The 21,587-nt window shown below is 66.0% G+C and carries 18 protein-coding genes; 13 read left to right on the top strand and 5 right to left on the bottom strand.

Features of this window, described 5'->3' with window-relative positions; genetic code table 11:
• Positions 1-331: 331 nt before the first annotated feature.
• Complete coding sequence (locus tag VRZ08_RS06775) at positions 332-793, bottom strand: SRPBCC family protein (RefSeq protein WP_414532053.1); 462 nt, start codon at positions 791-793, stop codon at positions 332-334.
• Between the two features lie 280 nt (positions 794-1,073).
• Here VRZ08_RS06775 and VRZ08_RS06780 point away from each other — a divergent pair, with 280 nt between their 5' ends.
• Both VRZ08_RS06780 and VRZ08_RS06785 read left to right on the top strand, forming a co-directional pair.
• Entirely contained in the window at positions 1,074-2,402 is a 1,329-nt protein-coding gene (locus VRZ08_RS06780; protein WP_414532054.1) for a hypothetical protein, read from the top strand.
• Positions 2,403-2,413: 11 nt separating this feature from the next.
• Positions 2,414-4,129 (top strand): FecR domain-containing protein, encoded by a 1,716-nt coding sequence (locus tag VRZ08_RS06785; RefSeq protein ID WP_414532055.1) that lies wholly within the window; start codon positions 2,414-2,416, stop codon positions 4,127-4,129.
• A gap of 14 nt (positions 4,130-4,143) precedes the next feature.
• Here the strand turns inward: VRZ08_RS06785 and VRZ08_RS06790 are convergent, their stop codons facing one another.
• Complete coding sequence (locus VRZ08_RS06790; RefSeq protein WP_414532056.1) at positions 4,144-4,569, bottom strand: hypothetical protein; 426 nt, start codon at positions 4,567-4,569, stop codon at positions 4,144-4,146.
• Between the two features lie 150 nt (positions 4,570-4,719).
• Between VRZ08_RS06790 and VRZ08_RS06795 the strand changes: the two genes are divergently transcribed.
• Complete coding sequence (locus VRZ08_RS06795) at positions 4,720-7,014, top strand: CHASE2 domain-containing protein (RefSeq protein WP_414532057.1); 2,295 nt, start codon at positions 4,720-4,722, stop codon at positions 7,012-7,014.
• A gap of 14 nt (positions 7,015-7,028) precedes the next feature.
• Here the strand turns inward: VRZ08_RS06795 and VRZ08_RS06800 are convergent, their stop codons facing one another.
• A complete protein-coding gene (locus VRZ08_RS06800) occupies positions 7,029-8,447 on the bottom strand; it encodes a sensor histidine kinase (RefSeq protein WP_107344195.1) in 1,419 nt (472 codons plus the stop codon).
• A 185-nt stretch (positions 8,448-8,632) separates the two neighbouring features.
• On the bottom strand, positions 8,633-9,223 hold the full coding sequence (locus tag VRZ08_RS06805) for a hypothetical protein (protein ID WP_414532058.1): 591 nt from the start codon (positions 9,221-9,223) through the stop codon (positions 8,633-8,635).
• A gap of 326 nt (positions 9,224-9,549) precedes the next feature.
• Between VRZ08_RS06805 and VRZ08_RS06810 the strand changes: the two genes are divergently transcribed.
• The 7 genes from VRZ08_RS06810 (at position 9,550) to VRZ08_RS06840 (ending at position 16,694) form a co-directional block, all read left to right on the top strand.
• Entirely contained in the window at positions 9,550-10,131 is a 582-nt protein-coding gene (locus VRZ08_RS06810; RefSeq protein WP_414532059.1) for a TetR/AcrR family transcriptional regulator, read from the top strand.
• 476 nt (positions 10,132-10,607) lie between these two features.
• Positions 10,608-11,258: a PepSY domain-containing protein gene (locus tag VRZ08_RS06815; RefSeq protein WP_414532060.1), complete on the top strand. Its 651-nt coding sequence runs from the start codon at positions 10,608-10,610 to the stop codon at positions 11,256-11,258.
• Positions 11,255-11,731 carry a hypothetical protein gene (locus tag VRZ08_RS06820; protein ID WP_107344200.1) on the top strand — a complete coding sequence of 159 codons (477 nt, stop codon included), beginning with the start codon at positions 11,255-11,257 and terminating at the stop codon, positions 11,729-11,731. Before VRZ08_RS06815 ends, VRZ08_RS06820 begins: the two co-directional genes overlap by 4 nt.
• Before the next feature lie 367 nt (positions 11,732-12,098).
• Positions 12,099-14,309, top strand: a complete 2,211-nt coding sequence (locus VRZ08_RS06825; RefSeq protein ID WP_414532061.1) for a DUF1522 domain-containing protein — start codon at positions 12,099-12,101, stop codon at positions 14,307-14,309.
• Positions 14,310-14,377: 68 nt separating this feature from the next.
• Positions 14,378-14,932, top strand: a complete 555-nt coding sequence (locus VRZ08_RS06830; protein WP_414532062.1) for a flagellar biosynthesis repressor FlbT — start codon at positions 14,378-14,380, stop codon at positions 14,930-14,932.
• 129 nt (positions 14,933-15,061) lie between these two features.
• Positions 15,062-15,808: a helix-turn-helix transcriptional regulator gene (locus VRZ08_RS06835; RefSeq protein WP_107344204.1), complete on the top strand. Its 747-nt coding sequence runs from the start codon at positions 15,062-15,064 to the stop codon at positions 15,806-15,808.
• Between the two features lie 241 nt (positions 15,809-16,049).
• Entirely contained in the window at positions 16,050-16,694 is a 645-nt protein-coding gene (locus tag VRZ08_RS06840; RefSeq protein ID WP_414532063.1) for a helix-turn-helix transcriptional regulator, read from the top strand.
• Positions 16,695-16,718: 24 nt separating this feature from the next.
• Here VRZ08_RS06840 and VRZ08_RS06845 read toward each other — a convergent pair whose 3' ends face one another.
• On the bottom strand, positions 16,719-17,711 hold the full coding sequence (locus tag VRZ08_RS06845) for an AraC family transcriptional regulator (protein ID WP_414532064.1): 993 nt from the start codon (positions 17,709-17,711) through the stop codon (positions 16,719-16,721).
• A gap of 153 nt (positions 17,712-17,864) precedes the next feature.
• On the opposite strand from VRZ08_RS06845, the gene VRZ08_RS06850 reads away from it, so the two are divergent.
• Genes VRZ08_RS06850 through VRZ08_RS06860 form a run of 3 tightly spaced genes read left to right on the top strand, consistent with a single transcriptional unit; the run spans position 17,865 to position 21,585 of the window.
• Positions 17,865-19,556: an AMP-binding protein gene (locus VRZ08_RS06850; RefSeq protein WP_414532065.1), complete on the top strand. Its 1,692-nt coding sequence runs from the start codon at positions 17,865-17,867 to the stop codon at positions 19,554-19,556.
• 18 nt (positions 19,557-19,574) lie between these two features.
• Positions 19,575-20,342 carry a 3-hydroxyacyl-CoA dehydrogenase gene (locus VRZ08_RS06855; protein ID WP_414532066.1) on the top strand — a complete coding sequence of 256 codons (768 nt, stop codon included), beginning with the start codon at positions 19,575-19,577 and terminating at the stop codon, positions 20,340-20,342.
• Positions 20,343-20,397: 55 nt separating this feature from the next.
• Complete coding sequence (locus VRZ08_RS06860) at positions 20,398-21,585, top strand: acetyl-CoA C-acetyltransferase (protein WP_414532067.1); 1,188 nt, start codon at positions 20,398-20,400, stop codon at positions 21,583-21,585.
• Positions 21,586-21,587: the final 2 nt, after the last annotated feature.

A 21,587-nucleotide genomic window follows, 5' to 3' on the forward strand; every position in this document is an offset into this window, starting at 1 on the left:
GAGCGCAGGCACCAAACCTCCGTGCAAGAAGCTTGCATCAGCTTTGATGTGACCGAATGTCTGCGCCGGCTGGTGCTCGCTCGGCTACACGAGCGCCTAGTCGAAGCCGGCGGCACCATCCATTTCGAAAATTGCGATAGAACAACAAATTGAGCTTTACGAACACGACGCCTTCACAGTGCCAAATGAAGCTGTTCTTATCTAGCTGTCCTCCTTGGTCACTTTTCACACATAGTCCTTATCCTCGAATTACATGCTGCCAGTGTCCGCTCCTGGCCCATAGCGGCCATTGGCGGTGTCGACCCTGTTGGCCACCGCTTCTCCGGTCGGCTCACCGCCGCTCCACAATTCGCTTGATATTCCCCAATCCCAGCTCCGCCTCCGCGCTCATCCGCTCGACCATCTCCGCGGTCGGCGGTTTCGGCCTCGCCGGGTTGCGCAGGATGCGGGTGAAGCGGGTGCCGCCGTCCAGCGCCTCGAACGTGTAGTGCACCACCACCGGCCCCATGAAGCTGGTCTGGGTCAGGCCGATCCACAGCAGCGGCCGGTCGCAGGCGATCACCAGCCAGTCGAGATCGACCGGTCCGCTGCGGGTCGACCAGTGCTCGTGGAAGGTGTCGCCGAAGCCCATCGGGCGGTCGTCGCATTCGAGCGCGTGGGAGGAGGGCAGCCATTGCGGCCAGGATTTCGGATTGGTGACGTAGTCGAACACGGCCTCGGGCGGCGCTGCGATCGTTACCGCATGGCGGATTTCGAACGGCGAGGTCGGGCTGCGGGCGGGTGCATCGGCCATGGAGATTCCCTCGGGCTGTGTTGCTCTGTTGCCGCAGTCGGATGGGCGGCAGGCGGTTCCAGGGGCAGTATCTCCAGTCGCGAAGCTCAGTTCTTGCGTGAACTGTCGGTTCCGTTCTGTTTCGGGACGATCCACGTGGCAAAAAGGCCACGTCGGCGTGCAATTGCGGACCTTTCGCGCAAAAAAGGATACCGCCGGCCGAACGCGTCCCGCAAAATCCCGACCAATTAGCTCGGCCAACGAGCAATCGGTTTCCAGACAGATCATTTCGGGGTGCGGCGTGCGATTGAAGGCGACATGGTTATGCGCTGTGGCGGCGACGGTGATCGCCGGCTCGGCCGCGTCCGCGCAGGAGCCGAAGGCGACACCCGCCGCGGTTGTGCAGCAGGGCTACGACGCGCTGTTCAACCAGATGTATCAGCAGCCGGCCAACCTCGACGTCAGCTTCAAATTCGCCCATGCGGCGGTCGAGCGCGGCGACTACGAGGCCGCGATCGGCGCGCTGGAGCGGATGCTGTTCTTCAATCCCGATCTGCCGCGGGTGAAGCTCGAACTCGGCGTGCTGTACTTCAAGCTCGCCTCTTACGAGATCGCGCGCGGCTATCTGCTCGACGCGATCAAAGGCGGCAACGTTCCGGACGAAATCCGCGGCCAGGTGATGGCGTATCTGTCCGAGATCGACCGGCGGCTGTCCAAGCACGAATACAGCGTGTTCATGCAGGGCGGCATGCGCTACCAAACCAACGCCAATATCGGGCCGAACTCGCTGCAGGTGCGCGCGCTCGGCCAGGATGCGATCCTCGATCCGCGGTTCGGCCGCAAGCCGGACTGGAACGCATTCCAGAGCATCACCGCCGCCTACGCCTACAAGCTCAACATGCGCGGCGACGCGATCGAAACCACCTTCCTCGGCTACAATTCGCGGCAGTTCACGCAGAGCCAGTTCAACCTCGGCCTGCTCGAAGGCACCATCGGCCACCGCGTCGGGATCGGCCAGAACGCCTCGTTCAAATACTACGCGATCGGCGACAAGGTCTGGCTCGGCGACTACAGCTATTTCGGCGCGCTCGGCGGCGGTTTGTCGGCGCGCTCGACGATCGGCGACAACGGCCTGATCGAAGGCTATGTCGAGACCCGGCACCGCAAGTTCACCGACTCGACCTACTACCCGACCGCCGGCACCCAGACCGGCGATCTGACCACCGCAGCGATCACCACCGACTTCCGGTTTGGTGCGGTGCACTGGACCACCCGCGGCGGTTATGACGTCAACAAGGCGGTCGCCGACTACAACAGCTACAAGCGCTACTCGATCGACATGGCGTTCCCGGTCGAATTCGTCGTGCCGGTGTTCGGCCAACCGCATCAGTTCGTGGTGGCGCCGACGATCGGCTACAGCCGCTCGACCTACGATGCGCCGAACTTCATCGTCGACCCGACGCTGGCGCGGCGCGAGGACGAGTATCGCTATGGCGCCATCCTGGATGCGCAGATCGCCGGCAATGTCGGCGTGCGGACCCAGGTGATGTACACCAAGATCGACTCCAACCTGCCGAACTATCGCACCAACAACCTGTCGGCCTCGCTCGGGCCGACGGTGCGTTTCTGAGGAGGCTCGCGATGCGTCTGTCGGGATGGATGATCGGAGCCGCCGCGCTGCTCGCGGCCGGGAGCGGGACGAACCTCGCGGTGGCGCAGGAGGTCGGCAAGGCATCGGCCGTGAACCCCGCCGCGACGGCAAACTTGCGGACGATTTCGATCGGCGAGTCGATCGCTCACAAGGAGCGGATCAAGACCACCGACAAGGGCTCGGTGCAGATCCTGTTCATCGACAAGACCTCGATGACGGTCGGGCCGAACAGCGATCTGACGATCGACGAATACGTCTATGATCCGAATTCCGGCACCGGCAAGCTGGCAGCCCGGCTCGGCAAGGGCGCGCTGCGGTTCGTCGGCGGCCAAATCAGCCACACCGGCGATGCCGAGATCAAAACCGCCGCGGCGACCGTCGGCATCCGCGGCGGCGTCGCGATGATCGGAACCGGCTTCGTGTTCGCGGGCTACGGCTCCTCGACGGTGACGACGCCCGGCGGCACGGTGACGCTCGGCGCCGGCGAATTCACCCAGACCCCCGGCGCCGGCGAGCCGCCGTCACCTCCGGGACCGCCGCCGCCGAACTTCGTGCAGAATCTCATTCAGTCGTTCCAGAGTGCTCCCGGCCAGAGCGGCGGCGCCGGGCAGGGCACCGCTTCGCGCGGCAACGTGCAACGCGCCGAGGCCCGCGCGACCGGCACTCCCAACGGCTCGGTCGCCGGCTCGCTCACGCCGCAGCCTCCTCCTTCGCCGCTGCCGCCGATCAATCAGACCGCGTCGACCCTGAACCAGACGATCCAGACCTCGACCCAGCAGACCGCGGTGGAAAAGACCGTCACACAGCAGGCGTCTGGCACGCTGTTCGGTTTCATCGGCGGTCTGATGACCACGTGGCTTTTGGACCCGGGCAGCAACTATCAGAACGGCGCCTCGGTCGGCCGCTATACCGGGACGGCGCAGATCGGCATCGACGGCAGCAGACGCCGTATTCAGGCGAATTTCGACGGTACCGTGTCGCACGATCAGCAGGGCCCGGCTCTGCCGAGTTCGTTCAGCTATCAGTTCGGCTTCCTCGACCCGAATGAGGACCCGCAAAGCGGTTATCGTGACTCCTCGAATTTCGTCGCCTTTCCCGCGATCCGCAGGAACGGCCAGATCGTGTCCAAGATCGACGATGCGCCGATCACCAATCAGGACGGCGTGATGGTCACGATGTCGCGCGACATGGCGCAGTACTACGTTTCGCTGTACGGCATGGGCAACGTGACGCCCTGCGACTGCGACTACACCAAATGGGGCTTCTGGAGCAGCGGCAGCAACCAGGGGCCTTACTATGATGTCGCCCAGGGCTTCTGGGTCGCCGGCCGGCCGCCCAGCGCCGGCGAGGTGCCGCTCAGCGGGCAGGCGAGCTATGTCGGCCACGCCGTCGCAGCGATCCAGAACGACGGCAGCAGGTATTACGCGGCCGGCGTCTTCAACAACACGGTCAATTTCGGTGCCCGGACCGGACAGGTGAGCGTCACCGGTCTCGACGGCACCAACTACGCTGGCCAGGTCTCGCTGCTCTCGGGAACGACAGGCTTCGTCGGATCGCTCGCGGGCGACGTCGGTTCGCGCAACATGGCGCTGGCTGGATCGTTCTTCCGCGGCGTATCGAGCCCGGTCGGCGAGATGGGCGGCAGCCTCGCGGTCAGCGGCCCGGGCTATCTCGGCGCCGGCATCTTCGCGGCGAAGATGAAGTAACGGCCGACGATCGCCTACATATGGCCGGGCGGGCCGGCGCGGCGGCCGATCGCTGCCGACTGCTGATCGATGCGGCCCGAGCTCGGCGGCACGTAGCGTGCGCTCGATCGCACCCGTTGCTGGGTGGCAGGATCGACGACCTCGACCGAGACTTCGAGTTCGTCCGCGGACAGTCTGCTGGCCTGCACCGTTGCATCGCGGTCACCGAGCACGCGGCGGGCGGCCGCGGTCGAGACTGCGGTGCTGCGCTCCTGAGAGATGGCCGCGCTGGCGGCCAGCGCGGTGACGGCTTGCAGGGCGGCCTCGTCGGCCAGCCGCTGCAGCGGCGGATCGGCGGGGTGGATCAGCGGGACCGCATAGACGGCGCCAAGGCCGACCGGAATGGCGAGCAAGACGGCCAGCGGGGTGGCGATGCGCATGCGAGAGCTGTGCGGTCCCATCGGGGCGCTCCTCCTGGCCGGACGGGCGTGCTCCCGAACCGGCCTGCGATCTGCTAACGTCGGCGTAATGCGCCAGTTCCCCGTTCCCCCGGCCGTGCTATGGCCGCTGTCCCGTTCGATCCGCCCGTTTGCGGAGCGGGAGGCCGTGCCGTGCGGCTGCTGAGCCGGGGGACGCATCCGCTGCTTGGCCGCGCCGCGCGCGGCTGGGTTCGGCTGCGGCGGCTGTTTCGCGGCAAGTACATGCGGGCGGTGCTCGCCGCGCTGGCGACACTGATCGCGCTGACGGCGCTGCGGACCTACGAGCCGCGCATCGTCACCGAAACCAAGGAGCGCGCCTTCGACGCGTATCAGCGGCTGGCGCCCCGGCCGCCGGGCAACGACCTGCCGGTGCGGATCGTCGATATCGACGACGCCTCACTCGCCGCGTTCGGCCAGTGGCCATGGCCGCGCACGCGGCTGGCGGCGCTGACCAAGCGGCTCGGCGAACTCGGCGCCGGCGTGATCGCCTACGACATCATCTTCTCCGAGCCGGACCGCACCACGCCCGAGCGGCTGATTGCCGATCTGAATGCCTCCGATCTGCCGGATCGCGATCGCGCGGTGGCGTTGCTGAAGAGCCTGCCCGATCACGACACCAGTTTTGCCGAAGCGATGCAGCAGACGCCGACCGTGCTCGGCTTCGCCGCCAGCCAGCGCCCGAACGACACCCGGCCCTCGGTAAAGACCGGCCTGGCATTCGTCGGCGTGGCGCCGGCCAACGTGCTGCCGCCGTTCCGCGGCGCGGTCTCCAATCTGCCGCAGCTCGACGCCGTCGCGGCCGGGATCGGCGCGATCAATCTGTCGGCAAGCGATCGCGGCGGCGTGGTGCGGCGGCTGCCGATGCTGATGTCCGACGGCGCTCGGGTGTATCCGAGCCTCGCGGTCGAAGCGCTGCGGGTGGCGCAGGGCCAGAAGGGCGTCATCATCCGCGGCACCGGCGCGTCCGGCGACGACGACGTCGGCGATGCCGCGCTGGTGGATATGCGGATCGGCCAGTTCAAGCTGCCGCTGACCCACGACGGCGAAGCCTGGCTGTATTTCAATCGCGACCGCGCGGACCGCTACGTGTCGGCCAAGGACGTGCTCGATCCGGCCCAAACCGAGCAGATGCGCGACCGGCTCGAAGGCACCATCGTGCTGATCGGCACCTCCGCATCCGGTCTCGGCGACGTCCGCGCCACGCCGATCGGGCAGGTGATGCCGGGCGTCGCGATCCAGGCGCAGATGATCGAGCAGATCGTCTCGCAGGAGTTTCTCGAGCGGCCGGACTGGGCGAACGGCTTCGAGATCGTGATGACGCTGCTGCTCGGCTCGCTGGTCGCAGCGCTGGTGCTGATCGCCGGCGCGCGGTTCTCGCTGGTCGCCTGCGCGCTGGTGTTCGTCGGCGCGATCGGCGGCTCGTGGATCGCGTTCTCGCACTTCCGGCTGCTGATCGATCCGGTGTATCCGTCGCTGGCGACGCTCTTGACCTACATCGCGGTCGAGCGTGTGCTGCACACCGCATCGGACCGCGAGAAGAAGTTCGTGCGCCAGGCGTTCGGCCAGTATCTGGCGCCGGATCTGCTCGCCCAGCTCGAACGCACGCCGGACGGCCTGCGGCTCGGCGGCGAGCAGCGCGAGCTGAGCGTGATGTTCATGGACGTCCGCGGCTTCACCCCGATTTCCGAGGCGCTGAGCGCGACCGAGCTGGTGGATTTCATCAACACGCTGCTGTCGCCGCTGTCGGATGCGATCCAGGACGAGCTCGGCACCATCGACAAGTATATCGGCGACTCGATCATGGCGTTCTGGAATGCGCCGGTCGACGTGCCGGATCACGCGCTACGTGCCTGCCACGCCGCGTTGAAGATGCGCAGCATCGTCGAACAGCTCAACGACAGCGACGCGTTCGGGTTCGCCGCCCGCGGCTTCGCCGATCCTGTGGTGCGGATCGGCATCGGCCTCAACACCGGCACGGCCTGCGTCGGCAACATGGGCTCGTCGCGGCGTTTCAACTATTCGGCGATGGGCGATGTGGTGAACGTCGCGGCGCGGATTGAGAGCGCCTCGAAGGAATTCGGTACCGATCTGTTGGTGTCCGAAGAGGTCGCACGCGCCGCGCCGAAGCTGGCGCTGCTCGAAGCCGGCGAGATCAGGCTGAAAGGCAAATCGCAAACGGCACGGCTGTTTGCGCTTGCCGGCGACGAGGCGTTCGCTGCATCGGACGCCTTCACCGAATTGCAGCGGTTGCATCGCGATCTGCTCGATGCGCTCGCCGCTGGTGACGGAGCACGTGCGCAGACGATGTTGGCCGCGTGCCGCGCCTTGGCGCCTCCGGCAGTGACCGGCTTGTACGATCACTTCGCCCGGCGCGTTGCGGCGTTGGCCGACGTGGCTCGGCCGGTGCTGGACCGCGCCGGCGGTTAGCAACGAAACGGCAACTACTCCGCCGCAGGGCTGAACGAGATCTGCTGGCGGATCGGGTCGGCGCAGGGCAGGGTGAAGCGGAACAGCGTGCCGCCGCCCGGCGCTGGCTCGGCCTTGATCGAGCCGCCATGCGCCTGGATGATGGTCTGCGAGATCGATAGGCCGACGCCCATGCCGTCCGGCTTGGTGGTGGCGAACGGCTGGAAGATCCGCTCGGCGATCAGCGAGTCGAGGCCGGGACCGCTGTCGGCGACCACGACCTCGACCATGTCGTCTTCGACCAGGCGGCTGCCGATCGTCAGCTTGCGCTCACGCTGTTCGCGCATCGCTTCGAACGCGTTGCGGATCAGGTTGAGAAACACCTGCTGCACCTGGACCTTGTCGACCAGCACGCGGTCGAACGCAGGATCGAGCGACAGCGCGACATCGACCGGCCGGTCTCTGGTCAGCACCGAGGCCAGCGCAAGGGCGTCCTCGGCGATCGCGCGCAGGCTTTCGATGGTCTTGTCGGTCTCGCCGCGGCCGACGAATTCGCGCAGACGCTGGATCACCGCCCCTGCGCGCAGCGTCTGCTGCGCGGCCTTGTCGAGCGCGGTGCTGATCTTGCTCTTGTCCGGATGGCTGCTGGCTTCGATCAGTCGCCGCGAGCCTTGGACGTAGTTGGTGACGGCGGCGAGCGGCTGATTGAGTTCGTGCGCCAGTGCGCTCGACATCTCACCCATGGTGCTGAGCCGCGCGACCCGCAGCAGCTCGGCCTGCAGCGCCTGCAGCCGCTGGTCGGCCTCTTGCTGCCGCGTCACTGCACGCTGATGTTCGAGCAGGAAGGCGGCGATCGCCGCGCTCCCCACCGCGAGGATCAGCAGACAGGCAGTGATGAGTGCCGCGGCGAGGCTTTCACGGTCGTGTTTCGACAGCCGCTGGATCAGCAGCAGTTGCTCGGCGCGCGTCAGCACCGACAGGCTGGTCTCGATCCGCTCGGTCAGCCGGTCGACCCGCGCCTGTTCCAGAATGTCCAGCGCCTCCCGCATCCGGTCGGGGCCGAGTTCGACCACGCGGCCGAGCTGGGCCATGCGCATATCAGTCAGCAGCCTGAGTTCGTCGATATGGGCGATCTGCTCGGGATTATCAGCGAGCACCGCGCGCAGCCCATCGAGCCGGGTGGCGAGGGCGTCGCGGGCGCGGATGTAACTGTCGCGATAGGTCTCGATGCCGGTGAGCAGGAAGCCGCGCTCGCTGGTCTCAGCTTCGAGCACGGCCTGCTGGATGGCGGAGATCGCCAGCAGCGCTTTGTTGGTTTGTTGCACCCAGGCGAAGCTGTCCCGGAGCCGCACCAGGTTGAGCACCAGCGCGCCGGCGATGACGATGAACAACAGCAAGGTCGCGCCGAGCAGCCACGGCGCGAGAAATGTTCTTGATAACGAGTTTCGAGTCATCGGCACTCACGCAATCACGACCGGGATACCCTAAAGCAAATCCGGCGCGGATTGAATCGCATCAGACTTGTAGATTTGGTCTAGGGACGCAGTTCTGGTGTGCGATTTCGTCGCTGATAACCCTGAATTAGACGAAAGACGAAAGTATTTTGCCGGTGGCAGTGCTGATCAGGAGGTGACCGGGCTCATAGCTCGCTGAGCAGTTCTGCGACTCGGTCCCAAGTTTGGTCGTGCAGCGTCCGGGTCCGCTCGAAGCTCGCCTTGATGGTTTTCAGCGCCTTGTCGCTCGTGGTCGAGAAGGTGCCGAGCCGGACCTGCTCCGAGGCGATCCGGCTGACGGTGATGTCGAGGTCGCGCTTGGCCTGATCGATCGCAGCGCGCGATTCCTGACGCAGCCGCTCCAGCGACGCCTGGATGGCATCGCGCTGTTGAGCCCGCTCGTCGTCACGCTCGGCCGAGCTGGGGCATGTGCCGCAGCGGGCGAACAGGAACGAGCGGATCTCGTCGTCTGCCTTGGCCCATTCGTCCGATAGACGGGCGAGGGTGATCTCGGCGATCTGCGGCGGGATCGTCGGATGGGTCGAGAGCGCGTCCAAACGCTCGGCGAACACGGTGCGGATCGACAGCAGCTCCGCGACCGCCCGATGCGCATCGGTGCGGCCGTCACGGTCGAGGTGGGCGGCCCAGCGCCCGAGCGAGGAGGCGAGCAGATCGATCTCGTCGCGCTTTTGCCGGATCCAAATGACCTCGTCGCTTTCGCTCGCACTCATAGACATGCTGCAGACCTTCGACCTTCACGAAGACGTCCAACCGCGGGCGGGGAGGCCGCGACCGCGCCGGAACTCCATCAAACTGCCTAATAGAACGATAACGTTTTGTTTTGTGGAAGTCGATAGGGTGTTTCCTGACAAAGCGGCGATGGTCGTGTAGATATAGGGCAGGGGCAGGTCATAGTGTTCCCAATTCAAGGCCACCGGAGGCACCGCAAGCAATGTTGAAGTCCGCAGCGAAAAACACCGCTGCAAAGGAACGCACCACCAAATCCCGCGGAGGGCGCCCGACACGCACCGCCGCTCTCCAACGCGACCTCAGGCTGCTCGATGTGGCTACCCGCTTGTTCATGGAACGCGGGTTCGATGCCACCACGATCGATGCCGTCGCTGAGGAAGCGCGGGTGTCCAAGCTCACCGTCTATTCGCGCTACACCGACAAGCGTGGCCTGTTCGAAGCGGCGCTGCGGCGGGAGATCGAGCGCTGGATGGCGCCGCTGTCGCATGGTGTCGAAGAGCGTCGCAACAATCCGTCGAATGGATCGCTGGAGAACTGGTTCCTCAACATCGGACGCCAGGTACAGGAGATCGGCATCAGGCCGGAAGTTATCGCGATCATGCGCACGCTGTCGTTCCAGGCGGCGAATTTCCCTGATTTGACGCGGCTTGCGCATGAGGAAGGGTGGGGGCGGGCGGTCGCGACTCTGGCGCGCCTGTTCGACCACCTGATCGAACAGGGCCTCGTTCGCGTCCCCGACAGCATGGTGGCGGCCGAGACGTTCCTCAACATCGTCGTGGGTCCGCTGACGCGGCTGACGATGTTCGGCATCCCGATCGACGAGAAGTACCGCGAGCGTCAGCTCCGTCTCGCGGTCAAACTGTTCGTCAACGGCATCAAGCCGGTCGATCCGTAAGGCTGCGAAGTTCGCGACGTCCTTCAAGAGCGGTGATGCAGCGCTCTCGCGAACTATACTGAATTACCATCGAATGAAGCGCCTGCTGCAGCGCTCGCCGTGGTGCGACGCTGATCACGCGGACGTGTGAGCGCGATCGGTGATCGGCCAGCGCCGTCCCTCCAAACTACCTAATCGCTTGAGATCGCCTGCCGAATCTCCGCCGCTCTTGGAGATCGCGCCGCTCTGATCATCGCTGATCTCGTGACGTGGTCCACATCGTTCCTCGGTCCGGTGTTTGACAAAACGAAACGAACTGGTACCGTATCGTTGTGGCGCCCCAGCGCCTCGTGGCTTGCAAGATGGCCGTACTCCCGCCGCCGTCGAGTGGCCGCGCGCGACCGATCACCTGCCGCCCCATGTGATCGGTCGCGTTTCATTCTTTCGTCCCGGCGGGCGTCATTCCCTGTACGGCCTGAGGGCCGGAGTCGAATTCCATGCGTCCCGCGTTGATCTCCGCGTTTGGTCTCATCCTGTGCTTGGCGCAGCCGCCGGCGGCCGGTTGGGCCGCAGCGTCCAGCGCACCGATGGCCGGCCCTGAAGCCGGCGTGGCAACCTCCGAGGAGGTGCAGGACGGGCATAAGCTCGATCTGGTGCGCGCCGCGCCGGTGACGCTGCGCCAAGCGCTCGGCATTGCGGAGCAGCGCCATCCTGGCACCAAGAGCCTGCGGATCGAGACCGACCTTGCGGCCGAGGGGCTGATCTATCGGGTTAGGGCCGCGCGCGACGGCCAAGTGTGGGAAAGCGTGGTCTCCGCCGACTCCGGCATGATCGTCAGCGACCATCCGTCGCCGCCGCGGAAGGACGCCGATGGAGATGAGCGGGCCGAGATGGCGACGCTGGACGCGGTCGGACCTGGAATGTCCGACGCGGTTGCGGTCGCCGAGCGTTCGGCGCGCGGCCGGGCCGTGCTCGGCGAGCTGCAGATCGAGCGGGGTCGGCTCAAATTCGTCATCGTGGTGCTGGCCGGGGACGACTTCAAAGAAGTGGTGCTCGAACCGCCCGGAGCGCGGTTGCGCCGGCCGGGGCCGATCCGCCCGGGCAGCTCTGATCAACCGCACGCGTCGGGAGCCAAGCAGCCGTCATGACTGGCGCCTCGATCTCAGCCCTGGCCGCGCTCGCCGGCTCGGCGATCGGCGGGTTGGCCTCATTGGCCACGGCGTGGCTGACGCAGAGCCATCAGGAGCAGACCGCGCGGATCGCGCAGGAGAACACCCGCCGCGAACGGATCTTCGGCGAGTTCATCGACCAGGCGTCCAAGCTTTATGTCGATGCGCTGGTGCACTCGCTCGACGATCCAACCAAGATGATCGGCATCTACGCGGTGATCGGCAAGCTGCGGCTGTTCGCTGCGGCTGACACGATCCAGGAGGCGGAGCGGGTGATCGAAGCGATCGTCGAGATCTACTTCCGGCCGCCGCTGGATCTGCACGATCGCAAGACGCTGGACGTCGACAAATACGATCTGCTGCAGCCCTTCGCCGAGGCCTGCCGTCGAGAGTTGTTCCTTGCATCGCCAGCGCGGCGCCCGCCGACCCGAACGGCCCGCGCGGCGTACTGATTGGGTACGCAAAGCCCGAGCTGACGATCTCGGTAGACTGTCGCGTCGCCGCGATCATCGCACAGGCGCGTAACTCGTCGATCTTTCATCCGTCGCCGAACAAGCGGTGCATTGCTTCGCAGTCATGAGCGTTTCCGCTCTTCGCGAAGCTCGCTTCCGATTGCGCATTTGCGCTTCCGACATCTCAGTCCGAGCCGTGCGTCACCCGTAAATCTCAGCTTACCGCCCATACGTCCGAATGGGTGAAGGCGACGTCCATCTGGACGTTTGGCGGTTCAACGATCCTTTCCGGCGCGAATTTGAAGATGCAGGGCCGACAGAAAAGTTCGGCGCAACGACACGCCATTGCCCAGAAAGGCAAACGTCCATGTCCGGTATCGTTCTTTCCAACGCCGTCCGCCAAAATCTTTCTTCGCTCCAGGCCACGGCTGACTTGCTCGCCACCACCCAAAGCCGTCTCTCGTCCGGCAAGAAGGTGAACACGGCGCTCGATAATCCGACCAACTTCTTCACCGCTGCTTCGCTCGACAGCCGCGCCAGCGACATCAACAACCTCCTCGATGGCATCGGCAACGGCATTCAGATTATCCAGGCTGCCAACACCGGCATCACCTCGCTGACCAAGCTGGTCGACAGCGCCAAGTCGATCGCCAACCAGGCGCTGCAGTCGGTTGCCGGCTACAGCAGCAAGTCCAGCATCTCCACCACCATCGCCGGCGCCACCGCGGACGACCTGCGCGGTACCTCGACCTACACCAACGGCCTTGCCCAGAGCATCGGCCTGCAGGACGGTCAGGCGACCCCTGGCGTCGTCAGTTCGACCACGTTGCTCGGCGGTGTTGCCGGCAGCAACACCGGTGCGGCGGTCACTGGTATCACCGCCGGTACGGCGCTCAGCACGCTCGGCTCGAACAAGCCGGTCGCGGGTGACAGCCTGACGGTGAACGGCCACACCATCACCTTCTCGAACGGCGACGCCCCGGGCGCAGCCACCCTGCCGACCGGCTCGGGTGTCAGCGGTCAGCTCGTCACCGACGGCAAGGGTAACTCCACTGTTTACCTGAACAGCGGTACGGTGGGTGACGTGCTGAAGGCGATCGACCTCGCCAGCGGCGTGCAGAAGGCGGCGATCTCCGGTGGTAACGCGACGCTGTCGAACAGCTCGGGTACTAACGCGGCGGTCAACGGTACTGACCAGATCGTGCTCTCGACCTCGACGGGTTCGGATCTGTCGATCTCCGGCAACAACACCCTGCTGTCGGCGTTCGGCTTGAACTCGGGCGCGACCGGCACGGGCACCTTCAAGGCTGATCGTACCGCCGACACCACTGCTGGTGCGGGCGTGAGCCGCGCCAACATGATCCAGGCCGGTTCGACCCTGACCGTCAACGGCAAGACCATCACCTTCAAGGATGCCGCGATCCCCGCGGCTGCCGATTACGGCTTCGGTAAGGTCGGCTCCAAGAACGTGATCACCGACGGCAACGGCAACTCGACCGTCTTCCTGCAGGGCGGCAAGATCGATGACGTGCTCACCGCCATCGATATCGCCAGCGGCGCCCAGACCGCTCCGGTCAGCAACGGCTCCGCGACTCTTGCGGTGACCACGGGAAGTGAAGCCTCCAAGGTGCTGAGCGGCGGTCAGCTGCAGATCAGCTCCGGTCTGTCGGCCGACTTGAACATCACTGGCACGGGCAATGCGCTGTCGGCGCTTGGCCTCGCCGGTAACCAGGGTACAGCGACCAGCTTCTCGGTGGCGCGTACCGCGACTGCCGGCGGCATCACCGGCAAGACCCTGTCGTTCGAATCGTTCAACGGCGGCACCGCGGTGACGGTGACCATCGGTGACGGCACCAACGGCACCGTGAAGTCGCTCGCTGACCTGAACTCGAAGCTGTCGGCCAACAACATGACCGCTTCGATTGACACTACCGGCAAACTGACGATCTCGGCCTCCAACGACTACGCCTCCTCGACCATCGGTTCGACCGAGGCGGGCGGCAAGATCGGCGGCACCGCGGCGTCGTTGTTCTCGACCCCTACGGCTCCGGTGGCGGACGTGAACGCGCAGACCACCCGCGCCAACCTGGTGTCGCAGTACAACAACATCATCGAGCAGATCAAAACCACTGCTCAGGATGCCTCGTTCAATGGCGTCAACCTGCTGAACGGCGACACGCTGAAGCTGGTGTTCAACGAAACCGGCAAGTCGACGATCTCGATCCAGGGCGTCACCTTCGACCCGGCGGGCCTCGGCCTGTCGAGCCTGAAATCGGGCAAGGACTTCATCGACAACGCCAGCACCAACAAGGTGATCTCGGCTCTGAGCACCGCGTCGACCACGCTGCGTTCGCAGGCCTCCGCCTTGGGTTCCAACCTGTCGATCGTGCAGACCCGTCAGGACTTCTCGAAGAACCTGATCAACGTGCTGCAGACCGGCTCGTCGAACCTGACGTTGGCTGACACCAACGAGGAAGCGGCGAACAGCCAGGCGCTGTCGACCCGCCAGTCGATCGCGGTGTCGGCGCTGTCGCTGGCCAACCAGTCGCAGCAGGGCGTCCTGCAGTTGCTGCGCTAACGACAACGAACGGGCCGGCGGCGGAAACGTCGCCGGCCTGTTCTTCTTCTAAATCGAGGAGAGACCAGATGCCGTTGACCGAGATGACCGAAATCCTCGCCGCCAAGTCGCCGCGGCGGAAGGGGGCATCCGGATTGAAGATCACGCTGAAGCCGTTCGAGCGGATCGAGATCGGCGGTCTGACGCTGATCAACGGATGGACCGAATCGTCGACGTTCTCGATCGAAGGCACCGCGCCGGTGCTGCGCCAGGCCAATACGATTCAGGAAGACCGCGCCGACACCGCTCTGAGGCAGGTGTATCTGCGGCTTCAGAAGCTTTATCTGCGCCGCGATGGCGCAACCATCGAATCCTATTCAGAAGCGACCGAGCGCCTGCTGGCGGAGATGCCGGCGGCTGCGCAGGCCGTCGACAGGGCTGGCAAGGCGATCGCTGAAGATCGGCTCTATGCCGCGCTGAAGGTGTATCGCGATCTGCTCGACGAGACCGATCCTGGTTGGTCGGCAGACGAGTCTGAACCGGCTCCGATCAAGCAGGGCACGCGCGAGGTTCAGCCCTCGGTCGAATTCGTCCGCGATCGTCGTCGCTATCGCGCGGGGCAGTCGCGCAGCCATGCAGGGTAGCCCTGCATCACCAAAAGTGGGGATGACGACTCTCTCGGGCTCGCTCTAGCTTCCCGTAAATTTACGAGGTCTCGCGCGATTCGGTTGTGCGCTGAGACGTTTCAACATCCGGTCAGACATTCGCACATCATGTTGGGATCGCAGCTATCGAAGATCATCAAAGGGGTCGGCATCAGCGCCCTCGTGATCGATCGCGACGGCAAGATTCTCGAGTCCAGCGAAGAGACCGGCGCGCCTGCCACGTCGAAGGCGAAGAGCAAGCTCGGCAAGAGCTATTTCGACGCCTGCATCCGGCCGGATCGGCATTCGCTGGAGCTGCTGCGCGGCTTCAAGAGCCTCGCCGAGAAGAGCATCGACTTCTTCTCGACCGTCAGCTGGCGCGAGGAAGCCGGCGAGCGGAAGCATTTTCTGATCGTCGCGACGCCGAGCGAAGATGATCCCGACGCGATCGTGGTGCTGCACATCGACGTGTCGGTGCTGCTCGGCGGCCGGCAGGAGCTGTCGGCGCTGATGATCGGGCAGGGCGCCGCCGCCGCAGCGCAAGCGGAAGCTGCGATGATCGGGGCGGTGCGCGGTGCGATCGTCGAGGCGCTCGCGGCCTCGCATGACCGCACGCCGACACTGACGATCGCCAAGCCGCCGGTCGAAGAGCACGACGTGTTCAGCGAACTGACGCCGTCGCAACTGGAGCTGCTGCCTTATCTCGCCAGCGGCAAGAGTAATCGCCAGATCGCCAAAGAACGCGACATGAGCGAGTTCACCATCAAGTCGCAGGTGGCCGGCATCATCCAGAAGCTCAACGTCGCCAACCGGACCCAGGCGGCGCTGCTGGCGATGCGCAACAGTGAAGCGCTCGGCATGCGCCGGCGCGCCTGAGCGCGCGACGCAACAGGCGCAGGCGAGCAGCGCTCTTCGTCTGTTGTCGTACAATTCTTCTTCTCACACACATCGACGATTCGAAGCGGCGGATGTCGGCGAGTTCGCATGATGCGACGCCGAGTCCTGGGTGTGGCAAATCGTCCGAGTTGATTTTCAATCGCGTCAGATGTTGTTCAACCGCGGAGTGCGGGCAGGCGTCGGTGGCGCGGCCCGGCGCAGTGGGGACGTGGTGACGATCGTGAGTGATGCTTCTCGGATCGACGACGCTGTTCGCGTCATGGTCGAGACGCTCGATGCGGTGTCGGTCCACACCGTGGTGCTCGGCGGCGATGGCCGCTGCATCAGCATCTCACCCTGCGCCGAGACGCTGCTGTCGAACGGATCGCCGCTCACCGTGCAGATGGAGCGGCTGCGCCGCAGCAAGACCTCGAGCGCGGTTACCGAATGTCCGCGGCTCGGCAGTGCCGTCGACATCGACTTTGATCTGCAGCCGTGCATCGACTGCGTCACGCGCCGCAATGTCAGTGCGCCGTGCCACGGCAGTTGCGCGATTTCGATCTCCGGCCCAAACGATGCCGCCATCCATCTGCGGCTGACATCGATCGCTGCCGAGGACCGGCAGGCGCTGACCGGTGCGGCCGCGATGGCGGTGATCCGCCCGTTGACGGTGCAGCATTCGGCGGAGTTGCTGCCCGACATCGCCGTGCTACTCACCGCGGCGGAGCGCGACGTCGCAACCGAACTCCTCAGCGGCCGCCGTCCGGCCGAAATCGCGCAGCTTCGCGGCGTGTCGATCGGCACCATCCGGTCGCAGATCAAGCGCATCTACGCCAAGCTCGGCGTTTCCGGCCTCGTCGAATTCATCGCCCGCGCTCGGCGGTGACTCGGCCGCCAGTTAGACGATCTCTCACCCGGCGCGGGTTTCGCGGCGGAAGGCGCCGGGGCTACGCGCCATCCATTTCCGGAATGCGCGGTGGAACGCGCTGGGCTCGGCGAAACCGAGATCGGCCGCGATATCGCCGACCGGTTTTTCGTTCTCGGCGAGCCAGCGGATCGCGAGCGCGCGGCGGATCTCGTCCTTGATGGTCTGATAGGTCTGGCCCTCGGCGCGTAGCCGCCGGCGCAGCGTCGAGGCCGGGATCTTCATCTGCTTCGCCAGCGTCTCGAAGTTGGGCCACGCGGTCGGCGGCTTGGCGCGCAGCGTGGTGCGGATCGCGGCGGTGAGGGTGGCGTCGTGGCGATAGCGCACCAGGATGTTGGCCGGCGCCAGCCGTAGAAACTCTTTCAGCGCCCGCTCGGTGCGCGTGGTGGGCAGATCGAGATAGCTGGCGTCGAACGCCAGCGCGCTTTGCGGCTGACCGAACCGCACCGGCGCGCCGAAGAACGAGCGATAGTCGGCGGCCACGGCCGGCGGGCCGCAGGCGAAATCGACCCGGCGCAGCGGCAGCCGACGGCCGACCAGCCAGCAGGCGATGCCATGCACCACGATCCAGAAGGTGCGATACGCGAAGGCCGAACGCGGCGCGGCTTTATCGTGCAGCACGATGCGGGCGAGGTCGCCTTCGACCCGCAGCTCGCCGTAAGGATCGTCCAGCGCCACCTTCAGAAACCGCAGCGCGCGGTTCAGCGCCTGCCGCAGCGTGCCGGCGTTCAGCACCGCGTGGCACAGCAGTGTGAACGAGCCCGGCCGCATCGGCCGCCCGCCGAGGCCGAAGAACTCGTCGTCCATCGCCGCCGCCACCGCCAGCCACAGCGCGCCGAACTGCGCCGCTGAGACGCGCTCCCGCACCACCTCGGGCAGCCCGGCGGCCGCGAACACCGGCCCGGGCGCAACGCCGGCCCGGCGCAGGCAGTCGGCGACCTCTTCCACGAACAGGGGCGCGATCGTCCGCCGCTCCATTCGTCCGCTCCTTCCTGAAAAGTGGCAAAACCGATCACAAATCTAGGTCAGTTTGGTCCTAGAAAGCCACAGGGCTCCGCCGCTTAATCCGCGGCCGTGAATCCATTCGCGTCAGCCCCTCGTGCCAACAACGAGGGCAGGGGAAGAAACACCATGAGCAACGCCCATCCTGCGGTCGCAGCCACTGAAGATTATGCCGACGTCCTGGCGCGGTTTCGCCGCGAGGACCTCGAAGCCCTGTTCGACGGCAATTTCGCGACCGGCATCAACGTCTGCATCGAATGCTGCGACCGTCACGTCGCCGGCGGCGGCACGGCGCTGGATTGGGAAAGCCAGGACGGCCGCACCGCGTCCTTCAGCTTTGCTGCGATGAAGGACTATGCGGCGCGGGTGGCCAATCTGCTGGTCGCGCAGGGCGTGAAGCCCGGCGACGTGGTGGCCGGCATGCTGCCGCGCACGCCCGAGCTGCTGGCGCTGATCCTCGGCACCTGGCGCGCCGGTGCGGTGTATCAGCCGCTGTTCACCGCGTTTGGTCCCAAGGCGATCGAGCACCGCGTCAAGATGAGCGCCGCCAAGCTGGTGGTCACTGATCTGGCCAACCGCGCCAAGCTCGCCGACGTCGCCGATTGCCCGACCGTGGCGATCGTACTGCGGCCCGGCGAGACCGCGCCGCTCGGCGACCTCGATTTCCATGCCGAGATCGCGGCGCAATCGACCGAGTTCGCGCCGGTGCTGCGCAAGGGCACCGATCTGTTCCTGATGATGTCGACCTCCGGCACCACCGGCCTGCCGAAGGGCGTGCCGGTGCCGATCAACGCGCTGCCGGCGTTCTATTCGTACATCCGCGACGCGGTCGACCTGCGCGCGGGCGACATCTTCTGGAACATCGCCGATCCCGGCTGGGCCTACGGCCTGTACTACGCGGTGACCGGCCCGCTGCTGCACGGCCACGCCACCACCTTCTACGACGGTCCGTTCACCGCCGAGAGCACCTACGGCCTGATCAAGCGCCGCGGCATCACCAATCTGGCCGGCGCGCCGACTGCGTATCGGCTGCTGATCGCGGCGGGACCGGAAGCCGCAGCGCCGGTGAAGGGCCAGCTCCGCGTCGTCAGCAGCGCCGGCGAGCCGCTCAATCCGGAAGTGATCCGCTGGTTCGCGGAGCATCTCGCCGCGCCGATCCACGATCACTACGGCCAGACCGAGCTCGGCATGGTGGTGAACAATCACCACCGCCTGCGCCACGCCGTGCATCCGGGCTCCGCGGGTCTGGCGATGCCGGGCTTCCGCGTCGCCGTGCTCGACGAGCAGAGCAACGAACTGCCGCCGAACGTGCCGGGCGTGCTGAGCGTCGATCTGAAGCGCTCGCCGCTGATGTGGTTCTCCGGCTATTGGCAGCAGGAGACGCCGGCGATCGAAGGCGGTTACTACCGCACCGGCGACACCGTCGAGCTGGAGCCGGATGGGTCGATCAGCTTCGTCGGCCGCGCCGACGACGTCATCACCTCGTCGGGCTATCGGATCGGCCCGTTCGACGTCGAGAGCGCGCTGATCGAGCATGCCGCGGTGATCGAGGCGGCGGTGATCGGCAAGCCCGATCCCGAGCGCACCGAGATCGTCAAAGCTTACGTGGTGCTCGCCAAGGACGTGACGCCGAGCGAGGCGCTGGCCGAGGAACTGCGCCAATACGTCAAGAAGCGGCTTTCGGCGCATGCCTATCCGCGCGAGATCGAATTCCTGGAGCAACTGCCGAAAACGCCGAGCGGCAAGCTGCAGCGCTTCATCCTGCGCAAGCGCGACACCGAACCGGCGGGCGCGGCCCAGGGCACTTCTTCTGCAGCTTGAGAGACGGATTAAATCGTCATGATCATTACTGATCGCGTTTTCCTGGTCACCGGCGCCGCCTCCGGTCTCGGCGCCGCCACCGCCCGCACGCTGGTTGCCGGCGGTGCCAAGGTGGTCGGCCTCGATCTGAACGCCGAGGCCGGCGCCAAGCTCGAGCAGGAGCTCGGTGCGAGCTTCCGCTTTCTCGCCACCGACGTCACCAAGGCCGAGGATGCCGAGGCCGCGGTGAAGCTGGCCCAGGACGTGTTCGGCCACGTCAACGGACTGGTGAACTGCGCCGGCGTGGCGCCGGGCGAGAAGGTGCTCGGCCGCAACGGCCCGCACAAGCTCGACAGCTTCGCCCGGGCGATTACCATCAACCTCGTCGGCAGCTTCAACATGATCCGGCTCGCCGCCGAGGCGATGAGCAAGGAACAGCCGGACGCCGAAGGCGAGCGCGGGGTGATCATCAACACCGCCTCGGTCGCGGCGTTCGACGGCCAGATCGGGCAGGCGGCTTACTCGGCCTCCAAGGGCGGTGTCGCCGCGATGACACTGCCGATTGCGCGCGAGCTGGCGCAGCACGGCATTCGCGTGGTGACGATCGCACCCGGCATCTTCGAAACCCCGATGATGGCCGGGATGCCGCAGCCGGTGCAGGATGCGCTCGGCAAGAGCGTGCCGTTCCCGCCGCGGCTCGGCCGTCCGGCCGAATACGCCGCGCTGGTGAAGGCGATCTGCGAGAATACGATGCTGAACGGCGAGGTGATCCGCCTCGACGGTGCACTGCGGATGGCGCCGCGCTGAGGCGCGGCGGTTACTACTCATTCGATCAAACAACCAAAATCCAGGGAGAACTCCCATGACCCACGATCCTATCGTTATCGTCGGCTCCGCCCGCACCCCGATGGGCGGCTTTCAGGGCGAAATGAAAGACGCCACCGCATCCCAGCTCGGCTCCGCCGCGATCTCGGCCGCGGTCGAGCGCGCCGGCCTGAAGCCGGACGCGATCGATGAAGTCGTGTTCGGTTGTGTGCTGCCGGCCGGTCAGGGCCAGGCACCCGCCCGGCAGGCTTCGCTCGGCGCCGGCCTGCCGCTGTCGGCGGGCTGCACCACCGTGAACAAAATGTGCGGCTCCGGCATGAAGGCGGCGATGCTCGCGCATGATCTGTTGATCGCCGGCAGCGCCACCGTCGCGGTGGCCGGCGGCATGGAGAGCATGACCAACGCGCCGTATCTGCTCGACCGCGCCCGCGGCGGCTACCGCATGGGCCACGGCCGGGTGCTCGATCACATGTTCCTCGACGGCCTCGAAGACGCCTACGACAAGGGCCGGCTGATGGGCACCTTCGCCGAGGACTGCGCGCAAAGCTATCAGTTCACCCGCGAGACCCAGGACAACTTCGCCATCACCTCGCTGACCCGCGCCCAGGCCGCCATCAAGGACGGCTCGTTCGCGCGCGAGATCACGCCGGTGACGCTGAAAGCCGGCAAGTCGGACATCACTGTCACCACCGACGAGCAACCGCTGAAGGCCAAGCTCGACAAGATCCCGACGCTGAAGCCGGCGTTCCGCGAAGGCGGCACCGTGACGGCGGCGAACTCCTCGTCGATTTCCGACGGCGCCGCCGCGCTGGTGCTGATGCGCCGTTCCGAAGCCGACAAGCGTGGCCTGAAGCCGCTCGCGGCGATCGTCGGCCATTCCACTCACGCGCACGAGCCGGCGCTGTTCGCCACCGCGCCGATCGGCGCGATCCGCAAGCTCAGCGAACGCACCGGCTGGAATCTCGCCGACGTCGATCTGTTCGAAGTCAATGAGGCGTTCGCGGTGGTGGCGCTGGCGGCGATGCACGATCTCGGCCTGCCGCACGACAAGGTCAACGTCCATGGCGGCGCCTGCGCGCTCGGCCATCCGATCGGCGCCTCGGGTGCGCGCGTGCTGGTGACGCTGCTGGCGGCGCTGGAGAAGTACGACCTCAAGCGCGGCATCGCCTCGCTGTGCATCGGCGGCGGCGAAGCCACCGCCGTCGCGGTCGAGCGGCTGTCGTGAGC

Source organism: Rhodopseudomonas sp. G2_2311 (assembly GCF_047501505.1).
Lineage (GTDB): Bacteria > Pseudomonadota > Alphaproteobacteria > Rhizobiales > Xanthobacteraceae > Rhodopseudomonas > Rhodopseudomonas palustris_H.